19 protein-coding genes are annotated in these 22,452 nt (G+C 47.6%); all 19 read left to right on the forward strand.

The genetic code is table 11. The features are described from left to right. The 19 genes from J2Z65_RS24340 to J2Z65_RS24430 all read left to right on the forward strand — a co-directional run bounded on the left by J2Z65_RS24340 (position 1) and on the right by J2Z65_RS24430 (position 22,318). A complete protein-coding gene (locus J2Z65_RS24340; RefSeq protein ID WP_167055235.1) occupies positions 1–1,512 on the forward strand; it encodes an NADH-quinone oxidoreductase subunit NuoN in 1,512 nt (503 codons plus the stop codon). A gap of 527 nt (positions 1,513–2,039) precedes the next feature. After that, a complete protein-coding gene (locus tag J2Z65_RS24345; protein WP_167055233.1) occupies positions 2,040–4,565 on the forward strand; it encodes a S8 family peptidase in 2,526 nt (841 codons plus the stop codon). A 19-nt stretch (positions 4,566–4,584) separates the two neighbouring features. Further along, on the forward strand, positions 4,585–4,845 hold the full coding sequence (locus J2Z65_RS24350) for a DUF1146 family protein (RefSeq protein ID WP_240159597.1): 261 nt from the start codon (positions 4,585–4,587) through the stop codon (positions 4,843–4,845). Positions 4,846–5,042: 197 nt separating this feature from the next. Continuing rightward, the gene (gene murA / locus J2Z65_RS24355) at positions 5,043–6,362 is read left to right on the forward strand and encodes a UDP-N-acetylglucosamine 1-carboxyvinyltransferase (RefSeq protein ID WP_167055342.1); all 1,320 of its coding nucleotides are present in this window, start codon (positions 5,043–5,045) and stop codon (positions 6,360–6,362) included. Between the two features lie 142 nt (positions 6,363–6,504). After that, on the forward strand, positions 6,505–7,956 hold the full coding sequence (locus J2Z65_RS24360; protein ID WP_167055231.1) for an IS1182 family transposase: 1,452 nt from the start codon (positions 6,505–6,507) through the stop codon (positions 7,954–7,956). Between the two features lie 354 nt (positions 7,957–8,310). Next, positions 8,311–9,360: a stage II sporulation protein D gene (gene spoIID / locus J2Z65_RS24365; RefSeq protein ID WP_167055229.1), complete on the forward strand. Its 1,050-nt coding sequence runs from the start codon at positions 8,311–8,313 to the stop codon at positions 9,358–9,360. An 82-nt stretch (positions 9,361–9,442) separates the two neighbouring features. Then, positions 9,443–10,174 carry a M23 family metallopeptidase gene (locus J2Z65_RS24370; RefSeq protein WP_167055227.1) on the forward strand — a complete coding sequence of 244 codons (732 nt, stop codon included), beginning with the start codon at positions 9,443–9,445 and terminating at the stop codon, positions 10,172–10,174. Between the two features lie 302 nt (positions 10,175–10,476). Next, positions 10,477–10,767 carry a sporulation transcriptional regulator SpoIIID gene (gene spoIIID / locus J2Z65_RS24375; RefSeq protein WP_167055225.1) on the forward strand — a complete coding sequence of 97 codons (291 nt, stop codon included), beginning with the start codon at positions 10,477–10,479 and terminating at the stop codon, positions 10,765–10,767. A 164-nt stretch (positions 10,768–10,931) separates the two neighbouring features. Then, a complete protein-coding gene (gene mreB, locus J2Z65_RS24380) occupies positions 10,932–11,933 on the forward strand; it encodes a rod shape-determining protein (RefSeq protein ID WP_079417018.1) in 1,002 nt (333 codons plus the stop codon). Positions 11,934–11,958: 25 nt separating this feature from the next. After that, a complete protein-coding gene (locus tag J2Z65_RS24385; protein ID WP_167055223.1) occupies positions 11,959–12,852 on the forward strand; it encodes a flagellar hook-basal body protein in 894 nt (297 codons plus the stop codon). 23 nt (positions 12,853–12,875) lie between these two features. After that, positions 12,876–13,742, forward strand: a complete 867-nt coding sequence (locus J2Z65_RS24390; RefSeq protein WP_167055221.1) for a flagellar hook-basal body protein — start codon at positions 12,876–12,878, stop codon at positions 13,740–13,742. 26 nt (positions 13,743–13,768) lie between these two features. Then, the gene (locus J2Z65_RS24395) at positions 13,769–13,987 is read left to right on the forward strand and encodes a DNA-directed RNA polymerase subunit beta (protein ID WP_167055219.1); all 219 of its coding nucleotides are present in this window, start codon (positions 13,769–13,771) and stop codon (positions 13,985–13,987) included. Positions 13,988–14,087: 100 nt separating this feature from the next. Beyond that, positions 14,088–14,606: a CDP-alcohol phosphatidyltransferase family protein gene (locus tag J2Z65_RS24400; protein ID WP_167055217.1), complete on the forward strand. Its 519-nt coding sequence runs from the start codon at positions 14,088–14,090 to the stop codon at positions 14,604–14,606. 163 nt (positions 14,607–14,769) lie between these two features. Further along, a complete protein-coding gene (gene fabZ, locus J2Z65_RS24405; RefSeq protein WP_167055215.1) occupies positions 14,770–15,198 on the forward strand; it encodes a 3-hydroxyacyl-ACP dehydratase FabZ in 429 nt (142 codons plus the stop codon). Between the two features lie 34 nt (positions 15,199–15,232). Then, a complete protein-coding gene (locus tag J2Z65_RS24410) occupies positions 15,233–16,927 on the forward strand; it encodes a phospho-sugar mutase (protein WP_167055213.1) in 1,695 nt (564 codons plus the stop codon). Positions 16,928–17,098: 171 nt separating this feature from the next. Then, a complete protein-coding gene (locus J2Z65_RS24415) occupies positions 17,099–19,147 on the forward strand; it encodes a DUF5693 family protein (RefSeq protein WP_338111633.1) in 2,049 nt (682 codons plus the stop codon). Next, a complete protein-coding gene (csaB, locus tag J2Z65_RS24420) occupies positions 19,123–20,232 on the forward strand; it encodes a polysaccharide pyruvyl transferase CsaB (protein ID WP_167055209.1) in 1,110 nt (369 codons plus the stop codon). Before J2Z65_RS24415 ends, csaB begins: the two co-directional genes overlap by 25 nt. A gap of 52 nt (positions 20,233–20,284) precedes the next feature. Continuing rightward, on the forward strand, positions 20,285–21,073 hold the full coding sequence (locus J2Z65_RS24425) for a WecB/TagA/CpsF family glycosyltransferase (protein WP_167055207.1): 789 nt from the start codon (positions 20,285–20,287) through the stop codon (positions 21,071–21,073). 132 nt (positions 21,074–21,205) lie between these two features. Continuing rightward, positions 21,206–22,318, forward strand: a complete 1,113-nt coding sequence (locus tag J2Z65_RS24430) for a glycosyltransferase family 4 protein (protein WP_167055205.1) — start codon at positions 21,206–21,208, stop codon at positions 22,316–22,318. Positions 22,319–22,452 lie beyond the last annotated feature (134 nt).

The following is a 22,452-nucleotide window of genomic DNA, read 5'->3' on the forward strand; positions in this document are numbered from 1 at the left end:
GTGGAACAGCTTCGACTCCAAGTCGCCGATTTAGTGCATCTGCTCCCTGAGCTTTCGCTGGTTGCCACCGCGATCATCCTATCTCTCTTGGATTTGATCCTGCCAAGCAGGTTAAGTCGTTCCGTTATTGGATGGTTGACTTTGGTCGGCCTTGTGATTTCAGCTGTATTTGTCCTGCTTCAGCTGAATCCGGATGAGGCCATTCAGCTGCTCAATCAGAGCTACAGAGTAGATGATTTCTCGAATCTGCTGAAATTGTTCACCTTATTAGGTACCGGTTTCGTCGTCCTGATGAGTTTAAACTTTGTGAAGGAAGATGCGATCCCGCATGTGGGAGAGTACTATTACTTCTATCTGCCTGCTGCGCTGGGCGCTATGATTATGTCCTCTTCCGGTGATCTAATCACGCTGTATGTTGGACTGGAACTGCTTAGTATAACCTCGTACTTGCTAGTAGCAATGAAGAAGAAAGAAAGCAAGTCCAATGAAGGGGCTTTTAAATACCTGGTGATGGGCGGCGTTTCCTCTGCCATTATTCTGTACGGCATGTCTTTCTTGTACGGTATGGTGGGAACGAGCAATCTTTCGCAGATCGGGGCTGCGCTTCCACAGCTAATTGCTTCTTACGAACCGCTGCTCTATGTATCGTTCTTTATGCTGCTTGCCGGCTTCGGCTTCAAAATTGCCGCCGCTCCGTTCCACAGTTGGGCGCCGGATGTGTACCAAGGCGCGCCGACGCCAGTGACAGCCTTCTTGGCTGTCGTGTCTAAAGGTGCTGGATTCGCAATTCTTTTCCGAGTATTCTACGTCTTGTTCGGGTTTAGCTCCTTCGAGGACTCGAAGTTCCAATCCGATGTGTTCCTAGCCATTTCTGTTATGGCTGCAATCGCCATGGTGGCAGGGAACTTCATAGCGCTGAAGCAAACGAACATGAAAAGGCTATTGGCTTACTCGGGAATTGCCAATGCGGGATATTTACTCGTTCCGATTGCAACGTACTTTTCAGGCGTTCATTACGCGAACTTCTCTGAATTTATCTTCTACTTAATCGCGTACTTGTTCATGAATATCGGCGCTTTCGCGGTGCTCATGATTATCGAACAGGCGGAAGGGCATACCGAGGCCAAAGGCTTTGGAGGCCTGTATTACCGGGCACCCTTTACAGCTGCCGCGATGGTATTGCTCGTGCTTTCCTTGGCGGGTATCCCTGTTTCCGGCGGATTCTTCGGTAAGCTGTATATAATTCTCGGAACGATGCAGACCCATCAATACTGGTTGGGGTCCCTGATGATCGCGACGAGCGTGGTATCCTTCTACTACTACTTCGGAATTGTACGTCAAATGTTTATGCGCAGCGATTTCGAGCCTGCCGAGGTGAAAGTGCCGATTACGCTAGGTGTAACGGTCTGGCTATGTGCTCTTATCGGCCTAGCTTTGGGCTTTGTGCCGCACCTTGTGCTCAGATGGATCGAAGGCATCTTTATGCTGACGAAAGATTTTATTATGATGTAAACACAGATATTGTGGAGCCTTCCCCTTGTTGGGGAGGGCTTTTTTTGTGTAGGTCCTGAGCTAGCGGAAGTTCAGGGTGCTATTTCAGTGAAAATAGCCCTTTGAGCCTGCGAGAGGGAACTGTGTTCCTCTATTTCGTGATTCCGGGTACAAATGTGCCCCATTTGGATTGAATAAGGACCTGTAGTTCCCACTAACACATGAGATATCGCTTTTCACCTATATAGCGGCCCGAGGTTCCTCTAAAATTGAGAAAACAAATGATGCTACCCGGCAGGAGGAGCAAGTCTTTTTCCTTGCTTTGGCGCAAGTCTAACAGTTTTCCACACCTCTTGGTAATTGCCTCCAAATCCCACACAAATCCCACAATCCCATGTACAATAGAAAAAGTGGCCAAGCCCACAATTTTTTTTCAAAAGTTCTGAACTTTTTGCGAAGAAAAACCGTTATATGTATCGAGAAGACGGGGAATGTGGTATAGATAGATAAGGTAAAAGACCATTACGAATTAAAGGAAATGGGATCTCATGAAATTCATTCGACACTTATGGCTCATCGTTGTGATGCTGCTCGTTGTGGAACTTACAGTGATGGTTACAAAAGCAGAAGCATATCCCGCATCGACGGATCCAATGAGGGTGAAACAAACCTATCTGGATATGATCCATATCGATCAAGCGTGGGCTGCTGCTGCAGATACCCGTACGCCTATTGTAGTGGCTGTTGTTGATACGGGTGTTGATCTTACTCATCCTGATTTAGTAGGTAATTTGGTGGAGGGCGTAAACTTGCTTCAGCCTTCGAAAAAGCCAATTGACGATAATGGACATGGAACGAATGTAGCTGGCATTATAGCGGCTTCGATAAATAACGATAAAGGTATTGCAGGTATTGCCCCTAATGCGAAGATCATGCCGATCAAAGCGTTGGAGGCAGACGGGACTGGCGGCGAAGCGAAGCTTGGCGAGGGCATTAAGTATGCCGTGGATCATGGGGCGAAGATCGTAGTGCTTTCCCTGGGTCTGAACAAGTACTCCGATTACATGGCGAACGTTGTACAGTACGCAGAGGATCATAATGTACTGCTTGTGGCTGCTGTCGGCAATGAAAGCACAAGTGTGAAATACCCTGCGGCGTATCCTACCGTATTGGCTGTAGGGGGCGTTAGCGCTGATAAGCAGGCCGATCCTCGTTCAAATTTCGGACCGGAGCTGGATCTGGTTGCCCCATGGGATGTATACACCACAGCACTAGGAGGCGGTTATCAGTATCAAGATGGGAGCTCGATGTCCGCACCGCAAGTCGCTGGAGCAGCCGCGTTGGTGTGGAGTAAATTCCCTTCGATGAATGCCTACCAAGTACGATCTCAGCTGGAACAAACGGCAGACGATTTGGCTGAAACGGGATGGGATTCCAAAACGGGATATGGGCTGTTAAGAGTCGATTTGGCGTTGACTAAACCCTATAATGAAGATCGTTATGAGCCAAACGATAGTAAGAGTCAAGCTGCCAAACTGCCTATACATACTTCTGTGAAAGCAGCGTTATCTTCCGCACGGGACGAGGATTGGTACGCGATCGATGCAACCTATGACGGATACATCGAGGTATGGCTGCAGAACACGGATAGCTCGGGTATTCGTGTTCGCTTTGATTCAGGCGAAACGTTTGTTTCTAATAACACCACGGATGGAACTCAGCCTTTTAGGGTGCAGGTAACCAAGGGTCGCACCTATTTGCAGCTTCAGTCGGTGGATCGCTCACGGAAGACGGGGCTCAGTTACAGCCTTCGAACGGATTTTGTCATTTATACGGACCCTTTTGAAAATAACGATAAGCAGTATCAAGCATTTGCACTCCCTGAACGCAGTCAAACGATCCGCGGGACTTTTCATAAAAAAGGGGATGTCGATTGGTTCGTCCTTCCCCTCGAGCATTCAGGTACGATTCGGTTGAAACTTTCCGTGGATACAGGTCGTATTGATCCGATGATCCTTTTTCAGAAGGAAGGGGAGAAGGCGATTACGATCGATCAAGGCGGAGATGGCGGGATTGAAATCAGCTCGCAAATGGATGTATTTCCAGGGCAATACTATATCCGCATTAGCAATGTGAAGGATTATACGGAGCCGATCACGGGTGAGTATACGCTTGAAATCGAATATTCGCCGAAGCTGATTGACCCCAATGAACCTAATGACAAGTCGTATCAGGCGACTTTTGCAGCGATGAACTCGGTGTATGAAGGATTATTCAATAACAATGAAGACGTCGATTGGTTTGAATTTCGAATGACCAAGAATGGTTTGGCGCAAGTTCGGTTAACGAATATCCCGCCTTTCCGGACGATGTACGCAACACTGTATGATAGTTCGATGAAGGAACAAGGGTTTTATAAAAACGATTATGGGACTGATCAACTTTTCGTTGAGAAGACGCTGAATGCAGGCACCTATTATATTAAGCTACAAGCAAGTCAGTGGTTTATGAGTCAAATGTATCGGTTGAAAATTGCCAGTTACACCCTGATCAGCGGGTATGCCGATATCGAGGGGCACTGGGCGCAAGATGCGATTAGCAAGCTGACGGAGCAGGGTGTGATTAGCGGCTATGGAAACTATCGTTTTGCTCCGAATCAATCGATTACACGAGCTGAGGCAGCGACTGTGCTGACAAGAGCTTTAAAATTGTCTAAGCGCAAAGAGCTGAAATTCAGCGACATGGACGCTTCGCACTGGGCTTACGATTACGTAGCCAAAGCGCTGCAAGCAGACATTGTGTCTGGATACCCAAATGGGACTTTCGGACCCGATCGTACGCTTACACGGATGGAAATGACACAAATGCTTGCCCGAAGCATGAATATGACAGGGAAGAAGCGGGGCAATTCACCTTTTAAAGATGTAGATGAGTCCTATTGGGGGGTTGGTATCCTCAAACAAATGTGGGCTGACGGCTGGGTATCCGGCTACTCGGACGGTACCTTCCATCCTGATGAGCAGGCCACACGCGCTGAATTTGTCTCTATGCTGGTGAAAGTAATGAATCGGTAGAACCGAAGAGGAGTGACCTATGGGAGAAACAGACAAATGGAATGAGGCCGCGAAATATGCATCGCTCATGAATATGGTCGACATTGTTGTATATATTCTATGTATCGGCTTGGCGTGGTGGGCGCTGCAAGCGTTCCGCTTTGATGTGCTGCTTAAGAACCCCAAAGGCGCGCAAGCCATTATGCTGCAGATTCTGCTTTCTATTGGATTGGGTCATCTGGTTGCAAGCTTTTTCATTCAATATTTAGGTCTCTCCATGGGCTTCGGAAAGATGTTTTAATTGCCTTTTTCGAATAATGCTTTAAATTGTTGTCAACAATGGATAGTAGAACGGATCCAAAATTGAGATCCTCTTCGAACTCTATGATGGTGTTTCAGAATACCAAAAGAACACAGTTGTATCTATGTGGCTTGTGATGATAAACTTAGGAAATGTGCAAAACCTTGTAATTAAAATAAGTGCGCGGAGGGACCATGATGAGCAAAATTATCGTCCGCGGTGGCCGAAAGTTAGCTGGCAATGTGAAAATCAACGGAGCGAAAAATGCGGTACTGCCGATTATTGCAGCTTCCATTCTGGGGTCGGAAGGTGAAAGCGTCATCCACGATGCGCCTCCCCTTGACGATGTACTAGTCATTAATAAAGTATTACAAAGCTTAGGCATAGAAGTCGACTATGATCGACAGGTTATTCGCGTTCGTGCAGAACGCATTGACACATGCGAAGCATCATACGATTTAGTTCGTAAAATGAGAGCCTCGTTCCTTGTTATGGGGCCATTGCTGGCAAGAAGAGGGCAAGCGAGAATTTCTCTTCCAGGCGGCTGTGCAATTGGCACGAGGCCGATTGACCAGCATCTCAAAGGCTTTGAAGCAATGGGGGCCGATATTGAGTTGGGTCAAGGGTATATCGAAGCCAGAGTGAAAGGGCGCCTGAAGGGTGCTAAAATTTATTTGGATGTAGCCAGCGTTGGCGCGACAGAGAATATTATGATGGCTGCTACGCTTGCTGAAGGCACAACCATCATTGAGAATGCAGCCAAAGAGCCGGAAATTGTCGATTTGGCTAACTATTTGAATGCGATGGGTGCGATTATTCGCGGCGCAGGAACAGGCGTTATTCGCATAGAAGGCGTAGAAAAACTTCGTGGAGCTGTACATACAGTTATTCCGGATCGCGTAGAAGCGGGTACATATATGATCGCTGCAGCTATTACCGGCAGTGAACTGTACATGGAAGGCGCCATCGGGGATCATCTCCGTCCTGTTATCTCCAAAATGCAGGAAATGGGCGTTGTCATCGAAGAAGACGAAAATGGTATCCGTGTTCGTGCTACGGGGCCGTTGCGCGCAGTTGACGTGAAGACGCTGCCGTATCCAGGCTTCCCAACCGATATGCAGTCGCAAATGATGGCGCTGCTGATGGTGGCGGACGGCACGAGTCTCGTGACCGAGACTGTGTTCGAGAATCGATTCATGCATGTGGAAGAATTCGCGAACATGAACGCGCATATTAAGGTCGATGGGCGCACTGCTATCGTGAGCGGAAATGCTAAACTTCGCGGTGCAAAGGTGTGCGCAACCGATTTGCGTGCTGGAGCGGCGTTGATTTTGGCGGCGCTGGCTGCGGAGGGTGAGACCGAGATTACGGGGGTTCACCATATTGATCGCGGGTATGTCGACATTACCGACGTCCTGCGTGGACTTGGTGCCGATATATCGCGTTCGGTGCCGCAACAAGTGGAGCAGGAAGCTGCGGAGCTGGGCTTTTTCAATATCCAGCCAACCTTAGCATAGGATGAATAGAAAGAAACCGCCGGAGGAGATCGAGGCCGCTGAAAAAGTTCGCCCCCTGAAAAAGAGTAGGCTCCTAAATAATTGAGGAGCCTACTCCTTTTTTGTCTTATAATAAAAGCAACATGGGAGAGCGGGTGAAATTATGATTCAGCAGCAACAAGAAATGGTTTTTAGCCCTTATGCAGCTTTATATGATATTGTCGTTCCAAAAGAAAATATGTTGCGTCAAATCAACGAACTCGTTGACTTCTCTTTCATCTATGAGGAATTGAAAGATAAGTATTGTTTGGACAACGGTCGAACCGCTATCGACCCTATTCGCATGTTTAAATATTTGTTGCTGAAGGCCATCTTCGAATTATCCGACGTGGATATCGTCGAGCGGTCCAGGTACGATCTTTCGTTCAAATACTTCTTGAATATGGCACCAGAGGATCCGGTCATCGACCCGAGTTCCCTTACAAAGTTTCGCAAGCTGCGCCTGAAGGACCTCAATCTGCTCGATATGCTCATTGGTAAAACAGTGACGATTGCGATTGAAAAAGATATTCTCAAGAGTAACGCGATTATCGTTGACGCTACCCATACAAAAGCTCGGTACAATCAGAAATCCCCACAAGAAATCCTGCAGGACCGTGCACGAAAATTGCGAAAAGCCGTTTATGCCATGGACGAATCCATAAAAGCCAAACTCCCGGCAAAGAACACGACAGATAGGCTCGAAGATGAAATTACATATTGCCAAAAACTGATTCGAATCATTGAGATGGAATCGGGAATTGCGCAAGTGCCTAAGATCTTAGAGCCGCTGAATCTTCTAAAGGAGACTGTGGAGGACGACGTAGAGCAGCTTAGAATAGCTCACGACCAAGACGCCCGCGTGGGTCACAAAAGCGCAGATTCTTCGTTTTTCGGCTACAAAACCCATTTAGCCATGAGTGAGGAACGTATTATTACAGCGGCCATCGTGACAACCGGTGAAAAGAATGACGGAAAGCAACTACAAGTGCTGATCGAGAAAAGCCAAGCGGCCGGTATAGACGTACGGACGGTTATTGGCGACACCGCCTATTCGGAAAAAGACAACCTTACATACAGCAAAACAAACAATATTGAATTGGTCGCGAAACTAAATCCACAGATTAGTCAGGGTGGACGGAAGAAAGAGGAGGAATTTGAATACAACAAAGACGCGGGCTTGTACGTATGCAAGGCTGGCCACATGGCGATCCGGAAAGCAAGACAAGGCAAGAAAGGCGTGGGTAAAAACCAAGTTGACACTTATTATTTTGATGTTGAGAAGTGTAAACGTTGCCCCTTTAAGGAAGGCTGCTACAAAGAAGACGCAAAAAGCAAAACCTACTCCGTGAGCATCAAATCTGATGAGCATTCCGAACAAATGGCGTTCCAAGAGAGTGAGTATTTCAAAGAAAAGTCAAAGGAACGTTACAAAATTGAAGCCAAAAATAGTGAACTTAAACACCGACACGGGTATGATGTAGCTACATCCTCAGGTCTGTTAGGTATGGAATTACAAGGAGCACTGGCGATTTTCGCGGTAAATCTGAAGCGAATACTAAAATTAGACGTGTAAACAAAAAGCAGACATCGACCCCAAAATGGGGGTAAATGTCTGCTTTTTCATGGAAATCAAGTAACCGGGCTGAAAAAACGTAAAGTTTTTCAGCGGCCTCAGGAGATCCGGCGGTTTTTTATTTGTAGATAAGAAACGAGCTCGTCCTAACAGGACGATTCAGCAGCTTTCAGCTAAAAACACTGCATTAAGTACAATATAGGGGAGTGCCGGCCCAATTTCGATAGCAATGTTCATATAGAGAGCAACATAGAAATAGACCTAGCCTCGTGTTCTATTCTACCAATGCCTCTCATAAGCTAAGTCATACCAAAATACCTGCTAGTAAACGCGCTTATGGAGGCTACTGAGACAATGTTGAAGAAAAAACGTGTTCCTGGCCGCGGGGTCATCCTATGGATGGCCGTTTGTTTGTCTTCTATGCTCTTTGTCATCATTCTTGTTCCTGGATTGCTAGTCAAGAAGATTTCGGACGGCGACCCATCTTCAGCTCAAACGACCGACTATGGCCCCAATCAAGAGACAGTTACGCAACAGGGTTTGATGATCCCGGTCTATTTAACAAAGAAGTCGGTAGTCGAAACAGTCCCTTTGGAGCAGTATGTAAAGGGTGTATTAGCTGCAGAAATGCCAGTTGAATTCGAACTGGAGGCGCTAAAAGCGCAAGCGATGGCTGCTAGAACATACGTGGTTCGGAGAGTGCTAGAGAAGGATTATAGCAATATGCCTGTAGATGATGCGCTCGTCACAGACACAACCGCACATCAAGCCTACCTGACCGATCAAGAGTTAAAAGAGAAGTGGGGCACAGGTTCGTATGAGACGAATATGGCAAAAATCGATAGAGCCGTAAACGAAACGAAAGATATGATTCTGACCTACGGGCATAAGCCTATCAATGCAACTTTTTTCTCGACAAGTAACGGATATACCGAAAACTCGGAAGATTACTGGCCGTTTAAGAGTCCCTATTTGCGCAGCGTGCCGAGCCCATGGGATATGAAGTTGTCTTCTCGCTACCAAGAAACCGTAGATATTACTTACAAAACAATGCTGCAGAAGCTTGGAGTTACGAGTATAGCGACCACCGGAACCGGAGCGAGAAGCATGAAAGTGCTAGAGTGGTCAACGGGCCACCGTATCAAAAAAATGACAATCGGAGGAAAAACGTTCTCCGGTCGTGAAGTAAGAGAGAAGCTAGGACTAGCATCCTCTCAATTCGCTTGGAAATGGTCCGGGTCGAAAATTACGTTTACGACTTACGGATACGGTCATGGAGTTGGCTTAAGCCAATGGGGCGCTAACGGAATGGCCAAAGAAGGCAAGACAGCGGAGCAAATCGTAACCTACTATTATACGGGTATCTCTATTGAAAAAGCGGCACCTTTTATCCCGAAATCTTAGTTAGCAATGTTTCTATAAAAATATCTTTCTTCAAGTATAAAACCTTTAAATGTGTCAAGAATGGTTGATGAGGTGATTAACCATGAGTGATCAAAACAAAGGTTTTCAAAAAGAAGAAGCTCCTAAAACTGTTCAAGGGGCACAAGGTAGTCCATCCGCATGGAAGAAGTTGCTTGCTAAGAAGTGGGTATTCCCAGCAACGTATGTAGCAGCAGCGGCAATTATCTTAACCTTAATGTGGGTGTACCAGGACACTGGGACGAAAACAGTCAGCCAAGAAGATCTGGGCATTAAGGTAAGCAGCGATGATCAAGCACCTGACAATTCCAAAGATGGGGCGGTTGCCGTTAACGCACCAGCCGAGGCTATGCAATGGCCAGTTAAAGACAGATCGCTAGTTGATGTATCCATCCCGTTCTATGATGTCAATGCAACAAATGAAGTGAAACAGGCGGCAATGATTCAGTACAATGATCAATTGACGCCGCATACTGCGATCGATTTGAAAGCCAAAGATGGTGCAGCGTTTGATGTATTGGCCGCTTTGAGCGGTAAAGTGACCGCGGTTGAGCAAAATCCGGTTGTCGGCAGTCTTGTCGAAATTACTCACAGCAATGGCTTGATCAGCGTATACCAAAGCTTGGCTGAAGTGAAAGTGACGAAGGGCGCTGAAGTGAAAAAAGGCGACGTCATCGCCAAAGCGGGACGTAATGAGTTCGAGAAGGAAGACGGCGTGCACCTGCACTTTGAAGTGCGTCAAGTTACCGATAACGCCGCTGTAAATCCGGAAACGATTTTAAATGCTAAACAGTAATCCGTTAGGGATGTAAAGGCGAACTGTTGGTTTTGTCACCAACCAGCCTACATAGAATGAGGGCAGCGGGTATATCCTGCTGCTTTTTTGCATTAACCGCCCGGGACATTCATGTCCAGATCTGCTTTACATAGCGCACAAAACAGGCTTGTCCTTGCCAAAAAGGACCGCATATGCCCTTATTTCCTGATTTTTTTGAAAATAAATATGGGAAATGGGCTTGTCAGGCTTGGTTACGTAGAATATCTAGTCATGCCCCTCATATACTTTACCAAACTATCTCGAGTAGGGAGGCGAGGGGAGTGCACGATTACATCAAAGAGCGAACCATTAAGATTGGTACCTGTATCGTCGAGACCAAGAATACGGTTCGCACCATTGCGAAGGAATTCGGTGTTTCCAAGAGCACGGTGCATAAGGATTTGACGGAAAGACTGCCGGAAATCAACCCGGACCTGGCCAACCAGGTGAAGCACATTCTGGAGTATCACAAGTCCATCCGACATCTAAGGGGAGGAGAAGCGACGAAAATTAAGTATCGTAAGACGCGAAACCCGAAGCACTCCGATAACTTAGTCACGGTCAAATCCTAAAAGTACCTTCATCCCGACGGTTTCCTACAACTGGACTTGTCGAAATTTCACGGAAAAAGAGGAATTAATGCAATTACAGCGAATTTAGCTTATAATTAGAACTATCTATAAGAGCGCCGATTCTTCACGGGATGGACGGTAGATTTAGGGAGGATTAACTTGAAATGTTAAGCAAGGATATTGGAATAGATCTCGGCACGGCAAACGTGCTCATTCATGTGAAAGGACGCGGCGTTGTGCTCGATGAGCCATCTGTAGTAGCGATTGAAAGCGATACGAAACGCGTGCTTGCTGTAGGAGAAGAAGCTTTCCGTATGGTCGGTAGAACTCCGGGCAACATTATCGCGATTCGTCCATTGAAAGATGGCGTTATCGCAGACTTTGATATTACAGAAATGATGTTGAAGCATTTTATTGCAAAAGTAGGGGGCAAGAACTGGTATTCGCATCCGCGGATCTTGATCTGCGCCCCTACCAACATCACCTCGGTTGAGCAAAAGGCGATTCGCGAAGCGGCTGAGCGCAGCGGTGCCCGAGAGGTATTCATGGAAGAAGAGCCGAAGGCAGCGGCAATTGGTGCCGGCATGGACATTTTCCAGCCTAGCGGCAACATGGTTGTAGATATTGGCGGAGGGACGACGGATGTAGCTGTGCTATCTATGGGCGACATCGTCACCTCCTCCTCCATCAAAATCGCAGGTGACAAATTCGACATCGCGATTACGAAGTATATCAAGAATAAGTACAAGCTGCTGATTGGTGAGCGGACAAGCGAAGACATCAAGCTGAAAATCGGAACGGTATATCCACATGGCAGAGATCAAGAGATGGATATTCGCGGTAGAGATATGGTATCGGGATTGCCGCTTACGATTACAATTCACTCCAGTGAGGTCCAGGAAGCCCTGTGGGATCCAGTTTCATCCATCGTAACGGCTGCAAAGAGCGTTTTGGAGCGGACACCGCCTGAGCTTTCCGCAGACATTATTGACCGCGGCGTCATTCTGACGGGCGGAGGAGCTTTGCTGCACGGACTGGATCAATTGTTAGCGGACGAGCTGAAAGTTCCGGTATTAATCGCGGAAGATCCTATGTCTTGCGTGGTTAAAGGAACTGGAATTATGCTCGACAACTTAGATAAAGTTTCCAAGCGTAAATTTAACTAGACAATTTATCCAAGAGGGTGAAGAGATGCTAAGAGGACTATATACCGCGGCGGCAGGAATGATTTCCGAGCAGCGCAGACATGATACCGTTACGAATAATATTGCCAACATTAATTCCCCGGGTTTTAAGCAAGGCAATGCTTTGTCACGCTCGTTCCCGGAGATGCTCATTTCTACGATACGCGGTGGACAAGGTGCCTCGACAGCTCCGATTGGGAAGATGAGTCTAGGCGTATTCTCTGAGGAAAATATCTCCATTCACGCACAAGGTGACTTGCAGGAAACGCAAAATCCTTTCGATTTTGCCTTAGTTTCAAATATCCAAGTGCCGGGCATGGCTTTTGACGCTTCAGGGAAATACGTGAGTCCAGATGGCGAACGCACTTTTCAACCGCAGGCTCTGTTTACCGTGATGAATGCGCAGGGCGAGCCCCGTTATTCCTTGAACGGTAAGTTTACCGTTGATACGACAGGTCAATTGGTGAATGCCAACGGCAATCAAGTGCTGGGTCGGGATGGACAACCTTTGCTGCTTATTGATGGAGCTGGACAACCGATCCGCACCTTCAAGGTGACAGACAAGGGGGAGTTCCTCGACGGGAACGGCCAACCGCTGCTGAATGCGGCTGGACAACCTGTAGGATTAATGCTCTCGCGTGCCGAGAACCCGAACTTGTTGCTGCGAGAAGGTAACGGTTTACTGCGGATTAATCCAGGCGATGAAGCGACAGTTACGCAGGTCGCAGCAGGCGATCAAATTGAGGTTCGCCAAGGCTTTATCGAGCGTTCCAATGTGGATTCTGCGCAATCCATGGTGGATATGATGTCTGCACTTCGCGCCTATGAAGCGAATCAGAAAGTCATTCAATCTTATGATAAAAGTATGGACAAGGCAGCGAACGAAGTAGGGCGTGTCTAATCTAGCTTGCGAAGGGGCCAAACATGAACAATTCCATGATCAACTCATCGGTATCCATGCATAGCTTACAGCAAAAGCTGGATATTCTGTCCAATAACATAGCGAACGTAAACACAACCGGTTTTAAGAAAAAAGAAGCGTCCTTTGAAGACGTTCTGACCAATGTCAAATCGCAGCCGGAAGGCTTCCGCCAGCAAGGGCGTTTCTCACCGCTTGGTTTCAACCAAGGATGGGGATCGAAGCTGGTGCAAATCCAAACGAACCTTGCGCAAGGACCTATTCAGTCTACGGGCAATGTCACGGACTTTGCGATTCAGGGAGACGGCTTGTTTGAAGTGGCTGTCAGTAAGGTAGACGGAAATGGCAATCAGGTGTTCCAGCCGGCATGGACCCGTAACGGTGCGTTCAGTTTGACGCCTGATGCTACGGGCGATACGGTGCTGGCGACCAAAGAGGGCCATTTTGTCACGGGTGTGGATGGTAAACTGATTCGCGTGCCTGCAGGCCTGAGACCTGTCGTTGAAGCAAACGGCACAATCAATGGCTACAGTGAGCAGGATCCGAGTGCTGCGCCGATGAATTTGGGTCAAATTAAGCTGGTTCGCGTTGTGCGTCCGCAGCTGCTCCAAGATGCTGGAGACAACCTATACTCGCTCCCGGCGGGAATTACAGAGGCTGAGAAGGCGAATATTTTGCAAAATGTGAATCCGGGGTTAGATACAACGAACAATCGGGTTACCTTGATGCAGGGATTTTTGGAGCAATCGAACGTGACGCTTGCCGATGAAATGACGGATCTCGTGATGGTGCAAAGAGCGCTGCAGCTCAATTCCCGGGCGATTACATCTTCCGATCAGATGATGAATTTCGCGAATAATTTGCGCGCTTGATTGTAGAAAAGGAGGGATAGGGCTCGATGTCAGACAAGCCTGCTCCAAAAAAGAAAGCACCAAGGCCGAAATGGCTGGACATTATATGGCTTATTTTCAAAATCATACGTATTCCTGTACTGTGCGTGCTGGCCGTTTACATCGGACTATGGGTCGGATACTCCAAGCTGGGTCATCAACCGGCTGCAGAGATCTTCCATATGAGCACTTGGCGGCATTTATACGATTTGGTCTTTGCGAATTAATTCAAACTCCCGTATTGGGAGTTTTATTTTTGTGTAAGCAAATGTATAATGAATGAAGGCTAATCGTCAGATACCAGATAATAGGCGCAGGAGGGGTCTTTTGAATATTCCGAACATGCTCACCATAAGCAGGTTTGTTCTAATCCCCGTGTACCTCGTCATTTTTTTGAGCGGCCACATTCAGGTTGCCTTCCTGATCTTATTGGCAGCGGGGCTCACAGATATCTTAGACGGTTATATTGCCAGAACTCGAGGTTTGGTTACGCCTGTTGGCGTCATGCTGGACCCTCTTGCGGATAAGTGCATGATGATTGCAGTCATACTTTCTCTGCTCATTACGGGGATGATACCTTGGCAGGCAGCAGCGGCCATATTCATTCGTGACCTGGGCATGATCATGGGTTCTGCTTTTTTTCATTTCAGGGGCAAATTAACCGTTCCAGCCAACCTGATGGGGAAATTAACGACAGTGCTTTACTATTTCGCCATTCTCTTCATTGTATTCCATGTAGACTTCGCGATTACGTACTTGTGGTTCGTGATCGGGGTTTCCTTCTTAACTTCCTTCATTTATATTTTTCAATTCCTGTTGTTAAACCGAAGGGCCAAGACCAAATAGATACAAAACGTAAAAAGAGCCTATGTAGGGGACTGTGCACAGACCACTTTACATAAGCTCCCCCTATATGAACCTTCACTTCTGCAGTTAATGAAGGGACACCTGTATTGTAAGTGATTACCTTGTATTTTATACAAGCAATTTGAAAGGAGCTTTCCCTGTTATGTTAGATATCAATCAGATTCAAGAGATAATTCCGCATCGCCCTCCTTTTCTGCTCGTTGACCGCATTTTGGAAGTAGAAGAAGGTGTCAAAGCGGTAGGAATCAAGAATGTCACAATGAATGAACCGTTCTTTGCTGGACATTTTCCAGGCTATCCGGTTATGCCGGGTGTGCTGATTATTGAAGCTTTGGCACAAGTCGGCGCTGTAGCCGTGCTCTCGATGCCGGAGTATAAAGGCAAAATCGGGTTGTTTGCTGGCGCAGACGGCATTCGTTGGCGTCAGCAAGTGGTGCCAGGCGATACGCTAACGTTAGAAATGACCATTACCCGTGTTAAAGGCACGATTGTCAAAGGCCAAGCTGTAGCGAAAGTAGGCGACAAAGTGGTAGTCGAAGGTGAACTTATGTTCGCCCTTGCTAATAAATAACCCCATAGATAAAAAGGAGATGAACCTGACTACTATGACGCGTGTACAAACAGAGTATCAATTATGGCTGAACGATCCAGCAGTGGATGCAGAAACGAAAAAGGAACTGCAAGCAATTCGGGAAGATGAGAAGGAAATTGAGGATCGGTTTTACAAAGATCTTGAATTTGGTACAGGCGGTCTTCGCGGCGTAATTGGCGCTGGAACGAACCGAATCAATGTATATACCGTTGGACGCGCAAGCCAAGGTCTGGCACAGTATGTGAACAGCACAGGCGTGCAAAGTCCTTCCATTGTCCTGGCCTATGATTCACGTCATATGTCGCCGGAGTTCGCATTAGAGGCTGCCCTTGTCTTTGCAGGTAACGGCATTAAGGCTTATCTATTCAAGACGCTGCATGCTACACCTCAGCTGTCTTTTGCCGTAAGATACTTGGGTGCGACAGCAGGCGTCGTCGTAACAGCAAGTCATAACCCACCTGAATATAACGGATATAAAGTGTATGGCGCAGACGGCGGACAGCTTGTTCCTCAGTTTGCGGAGCAAGTGATTGCTGAAGTTCAGAGCATTGACTCCTTCGATAAAGTGAAGAAACTGAGCCAACAGGAAGCAGAGGCGCAGGGACTTCTTACTTGGTTAGGCGAAGATGTCGATCAAGCTTACATAAAAGCAGTAACCGCGATTAGTCAGAATCCGGAAGTCATCAAGGAAATTAGCGACGATTTCCGTATCATCTTCACACCTCTGCATGGAGCGGGTAATGTGCCGGTGCGGGAAGTGCTGAAGACGGTTGGTTTTGGACAAGTCCGTGTTGTCGCTGAACAAGAACTGCCGGATGCGCAGTTCTCGACGGTGAAGTCTCCAAATCCGGAGGAACGCGAAGCTTTCACGCTCGCTATCGCACAGGCGAAGGATTGGAATGCCGATATCATTATCGGAACTGACCCGGATGCCGACCGCATGGGCGCAGTGGTGAAAGATCCAAATGGTGAGTATTTTGTTCTGACAGGCAATCAGTCTGGGGCTATTATTGTTAATTATTTATTATCAAGCCTGAAAGAACGTGGAACACTGCCTGCGAACGGCGTCGTTATCAAAACAATCGTAACCAGCGAAATGGGTGCGGTAATCGCCGGCCATTATGGCATTCCGACGTTAAATACGTTAACCGGTTTTAAATATATCGGTGAGAAAATGACGCAATTCGAGCAAACAGGTGAGTATACTTACTTATTTGGTTACGAAGAAAGCTATGGTTATTTGGCTGGAGACTACGCCCGAGATAAAGATGCGGTTATTGCAGCAATGCTTATCGCCGAAGCGGCAGCTTATTATAAGAAGCAAGGCAAAACTTTATATGAAGTCCTGCAAGAGCTGTACGAATCCTTTGGTTACTTTTTGGAAAAACTGGAATCAAGGACGCTTAAAGGGAAAGACGGCGTAGAACAAATCGGACGCATGGTGGAAGCGTGGAGAACGAACCCACCGGCAGAAATCGGCGGTACGCGTGTAACGGATATGGAAGACTATGCTAAAGGCGTCAACGGACTTCCGCTTGAGAATGTGCTGAAATTCAAGCTGGAGGACGGTTCTTGGTTCTGCCTGCGTCCGTCGGGAACTGAGCCGAAAATTAAGTTCTATTTTGCAGTCAAAGGAACAACAGGAACAGAAGCCGCGGAACAGATGGATCGCATCGTTCAATATGTGCTTAGCCGTGTAGACGGATAATGAAATAGGATCAATTGAACCTCTTCAGAACCTAAGTCAGGGATAGGTCGTCTAATGAATAGATGGAATAAATCCGCATTCATTTGGCCTATTTTCCTGGGCTTGGGAGCTGGAGGGGTTTTCGAGTGTATATGGGAATAGAAAGTAAATGCTCTAAGGAGTGGACAATTGGTGAATTGGTATAAAACTTGGAATAACCCGCTCAAAAATGTATTATGGTGGCTCGTCATTATTGGCATGTTAGGCTCGCTTCCGCTAGCTTACACGCGTCACCAAACCGAAACTTCGACGAAGAACGTCGAGTTCGTTTTTGACTATCGTGACTTATTGGATATCGCGGATATACAAACAAACCCGCAGAGCTTCGTTACGCAGCAGCTTAAGAATATGAAGGCTGCAGGCATCGGATCCATGGCCGTGTATGAAAGCACATTGGCTGAATTCAAAGAGAGTCGCCACATTGAGATGTACAACTCAAGGGATGCAGCCGCGCTTACCCAAACTTTTGGGGATCCTAACGAGAACTTCACTTATGTGCTGTTCAAGGATAGTGCAACACAGCAGAAGTTGGAGCCATTAATTCAGAAAACATTTGCTGACCTAAACGTTGGCATTAAACCTTGGAGCTTCAAAAATCGTAATGGGCTTATCATTCAAATGAGCATGGACGAAGCCACCATCAAAAGCATGGATCCAGATCCGATTACGCTGCAAAAGCTGAAGGAACAAGGATTCCAAATCGTGATTCGTCTATCGAACCGCCGTCCTTTCGTCACGAATGAGATGGATAGGTTCCTAAAGCAGATGTATGATTTGGGTGTGAGACGCATCATTGTCGACGGCAATGAAGTTCCAGGCTATACGGAAGAGAACACGGAAGTGAATCTCAACAAAATGGCTGATTTGCTTAACAAAAATGGCATCGGCTTAGCAGCTATCGAACTATTGAAAGAGCCGCAAAAAGGGTTCAACACCTTAGCGAAACAAACGAATTATAATGTTGTTCGTCTGCATTCTTTTACGGAAAAAGACGGCGAGAAGCTGACAGAGCCGTTGAAAAAGGCTGAGCTGGAAGATCGCATCCAAGGGGTTGCGGACCGGTTCGTGCTTGCGGTGAAAGATCGCAATATTCGAATGGTCTTCCTGAATGGCAAGCCGGTTAAGAGTCTGGATAAAGGCAAGTTAGCGGATCCTCTCTCCGCTTTTTATGAGAGCTTGCAGGGCAAGGATGGGGCGATTCCGCGCATACAGAAGGCCGGGTTTACACTTGGCGTAGCTCAGCCGTTTGAGGTAAAAGCGACAGCTTGGCAGAAGGTAGCCAGCGTCTTTATGTTGATTGGCGGATTGAGCTTGATCGTGCTCATGATTTCTTTCTTTATTCCGGAAGCCACACTGGTCTTTTTTGTACTCGGTCTGCTTGGCTTGGTTGCCCTGCACACCCTTTCAGCTAATTTGTATGCGCAGGGTCTTGCTTTAGCATCGGCTATTTCTGCTCCGAGCATAGCCATTATGCTGGCTATACGGACGATTCGTTCGGGAGCTGCGGCCAAATGGAAGTCAGGACTTGCTTTCGCGTTATGGACGCTCATCAAAACATCGGCGATTTCGTTCCTGGGTGTCATCTATGAGGTTGCCCTGCTCAATCACATCACGTATTCGCTCGTTCTGCAGCAGTTCCGCGGTGTGGGTATGCTGCATTTGCTTCCAATTGCAATCGCAGGCGTGTACTTGTTGTTCTTTAGTGAGAATAACACTTACAGCGATAAAATAATGAATATTCGCCGTATCCTTACATCTTTTATTAGCGTGTTATGGATTGTTATTGCCGGTATTGCGGTAGCTGCTATCTTTTATTACTTGTCGCGTACAGGTAACGAGGGACAAGCCTCAACAGTGGAGAAATTATTCCGTTCGTTCCTAGAGAATACGCTTGGCGTACGTCCACGGACGAAGGAGTTTTTGGTAGCCCACCCGATATTCTTACTTGGGGCTTATCTATCTGTCCGCTATAGACATGCAATTTACTTGATTTTCGTAGGTGTAATCGGGCAGCTCTCAATCGTTGATACGTTTGCTCACTTGCATACACCTCTTCATATCTCTCTCATTCGTATAACCTACGGTATCGTATTTGGCGCTATTATTGGCCTCGTTCTGATCGCAGCTTGGGAAATTGTCACAAGGAGTTGGAAACGATGGGTGCCAAAGTTGTCAAAATAGCGCTATCGGGCTATTACGGCTTCGATAATAGCGGGGATGAGGCAGTGCTTCAATCGATTTTGTTCGCTTTGGAGGAGCAAGGCCGAGAGCAGGGTATCCGCATTGAGCCAATCGTGCTTTCCGCGAATCCTGAGAAAACATCAGCGATGTACGGCGTTCAATCGTATCACCGCATGAAGCCTGGCCCGCTGCTCCGCGCACTGCGGGAAGCGGACGGTCTGATCAGCGGAGGCGGCAGCTTATTGCAGGACGCTACGAGCTCGAAGACCATTCCGTACTACCTGGCTGTTTTGAAAATGGCACAGTGGTTTGGTAAGCCCACTTTTATTTATTCGCAAGGCATCGGGCCGGTGAACCGCCGGATGTTTGACGGTTGGATCCGCAGCGTATTCAAACGATGCGCCTATGTCTCTGTCCGCGATGTGGAATCCGCGGAATTGCTTGTGAAGATGCGCCTCCCGCGGGAGCGCATCACGGTCGTGCCCGACCCGGTCATGGGCCTGCCGCTCCGCGGCGAGGCTGGGACTAACGGGTCGGCAGAGGGTGTGCGGACGGTCGGCGTATCCGTCCGCTTCTGGAACGAGGACCGCTCGGAGCTGGAAGCTCTCTCGCGGTCCCTGGCAAAGCTGCTCGCCGCCGATTCCAACGTGCGGCTGCGGTTCTTGCCTTTCCACCTCCCTTCGGACGAGGTGGCGTCGCAGTTCGTGATCGACCGTTTGGGCGATCACGGGTCGCGGGTGGAGATGGTGCCGGGCATCGTCCATCCGCAGGATATGCTCGCGCAGGTCGCGGGATGCGACCTGCTGATCGGGATGAGGCTGCATTCCTTGATCTATGCAGCCTCGCAGTATGTGCCTATGGTCGGCATCTCGTACGATCCGAAGATCGACCAGTTCCTCCATAGGCTTGGCATGAAAGCCGCGGCATCGACTGCTCGTTTCGATGCCGACGCTTTAACCCAGGAGGCGCTGCGTCTCCTGGAGGGCTCAAGTGCTTGGGCGGCGTCCAAGCGCGCCGCCATTGAGGAGCTTAAAGCGCAGGCGCAATTTCCTGCGAATCGGATCGTTTCATTTTTTAATAAATAAAAAAAATCAACCAAAACGTAAAAGCCAACGTCACATAAAGGAAGAGATATCTATGAGCTCAACATCAACAACGACCCCAGCTGGAGTTGTATCTGCCCAAGCTATACCCAAAGTACGCATATATGGGGTTCCTGTCTCCAAAATGAGCATGGACCAAACGGTTGCCTACCTAACTAAGGCGATTGAACAAAGACAGCCTCACCAGATTATAACTGCCAACCCGATTATGGTTATGGCTGCGCTGGACGATCCTGCTTATATGAGCATGATGCAGCGTGCTGAGCTCATCGTTCCTGACGGAACGGGCGTCGTCTGGGCGGCCAATTATGTGGGAGATCCTGTCGCTGAGCGGGTTCCTGGTTATGATTTGCTCCATGAGCTTATGAAAGTTGGAGAGCCGAAAGGGTGGAAAGTGTATCTGTTGGGAGCTTCTAATGAAGTGATCCAAGCGGCGGCTGAGAAACTGCGTGCGAACTACCCAGAAATCAAGCTTGTAGGCGTGCGTGACGGATACTTTGGTGATGAGCAGGACGCTGAAGTGATACAATCCATTGTAGATGCCGCGCCGGATCTTCTATTTGTAGGGAGATCGGCAGCGAATCAGGAGCCTTGGATCGGCAAATACAAAGGGCAGCTCGGCGTTCCAGTTATGATGGGAGTCGGGGGAAGTTTTGATGTTCTTTCGGGCAAGCTAAAAAGAGCACCGGTTGTATTCCAAAAACTACGTCTTGAATGGTTCTACCGCCTGTTACAGGAGCCGTGGCGCTACAAAAGAATGTTATTACTCCCTAAATTCGCGATGAAAGTGATGCGTGACAAAGAGAAAGTCACAAAAACATGAAAATTTTTATGAAAATTGGCTGAAAACGGTCATTTCAGACAAATTTAGCAGTAGTATTTGTGGACAAATGGGAGTATAATTCTCTTCGGCGGATCACCTGCCACCCAAGACAAGAGGAGCTGTGAAGAAGACATGTATGGATTATACGCGATTGGGTTCATCGCCGCCTGCATTATTGCAGTGCTGCTGACACCCCTGGTCAAAAAATTTGCCTTCTGGGTTGGAGCTGTAGATGCCCCCAACCATCGAAAAGTTCATACCCGAATTATGCCGCGTCTCGGAGGCTTGGCTATTTTCCTTGCCTTTGTCGGAGCTTATTTCGTCGTCTCTCCAGCACTTGATGCCGTTAACTCCAATGCAGCGTTTGGCTTGCTGCTCGGCGGGTTAGTAATCGTCATCACGGGAGCACTGGATGACCGTTTTCAACTATCCCCCAAATGGAAGCTTCTTGGGCAGCTTATTGCTGCGTGTATCGTCGTTTCCTTTGGCCTCAAAATCGATCTCGTTAACATTCCGTTCGGAGAGACGAACCTGCCTATCGGTTGGTTGAGTATCCCGATTACGATATTATGGATCGTCGGCGTATCCAATGCCATTAACCTAATTGACGGTCTCGATGGCCTGTCAGCGGGCGTATCTGGTATTGCTACTACTACGATTCTTGTTTTAGCGCTTATGATGGGCAATGTAACTGTTATTTTATTGGCTGTAATCTTACTAGGAAGTATCGTAGGCTTCATGTTCTATAACTTCCATCCGGCCAAGATTTTTATGGGCGATTCAGGCGCCTTATTCCTAGGCTTCGCACTAGCGACGCTGTCGATCCTCGGCTTTAAACAAGCGGCCGTTGTATCGCTCCTAATCCCGATTATGATTCTAGGCGTGCCATTATCCGATACCTTCTTCGCGATTATGCGCCGTTATGTAAATAAACTGCCGATCTCGGCGCCGGACAAAAGCCATTTGCATCACTGCTTACTGCAACTCGGCTTCAGCCATCGTACAAGCGTACTGATCATTTACGGTATTGCCTCTGTATTTGGCGGTAGCGCCGTTGTATGTTCAGTGTTCATTTCCCAAGACTCGACTTGGGGCCTGATTATGATCATTGTTGCGCTTTTCCTCGTGATGCTCGTTGGAGCAGAAGCGATCGGTATCATCAGTAAAAGTCGTAAGCCGGTACTGAACTTCCTGCAAAGGCTTCTTGGTAAGCCTGTACAGAGCGACCGGATGGGCAATAAATAGCACTTATATAAGTTCGTTCAATCCAACCTTCGGGTTGGATTTTTTTTCTATTTTGTGAACTTCCTACTTTCTCTAAACAATTACGAGGTTTTGACCGATAAGAAAGATACAAGAACTTTTGATAGTAAGCCGCA

Source organism: Paenibacillus aceris, assembly GCF_017874035.1.
GTDB lineage: Bacteria > Bacillota > Bacilli > Paenibacillales > NBRC-103111 > Paenibacillus_E > Paenibacillus_E aceris.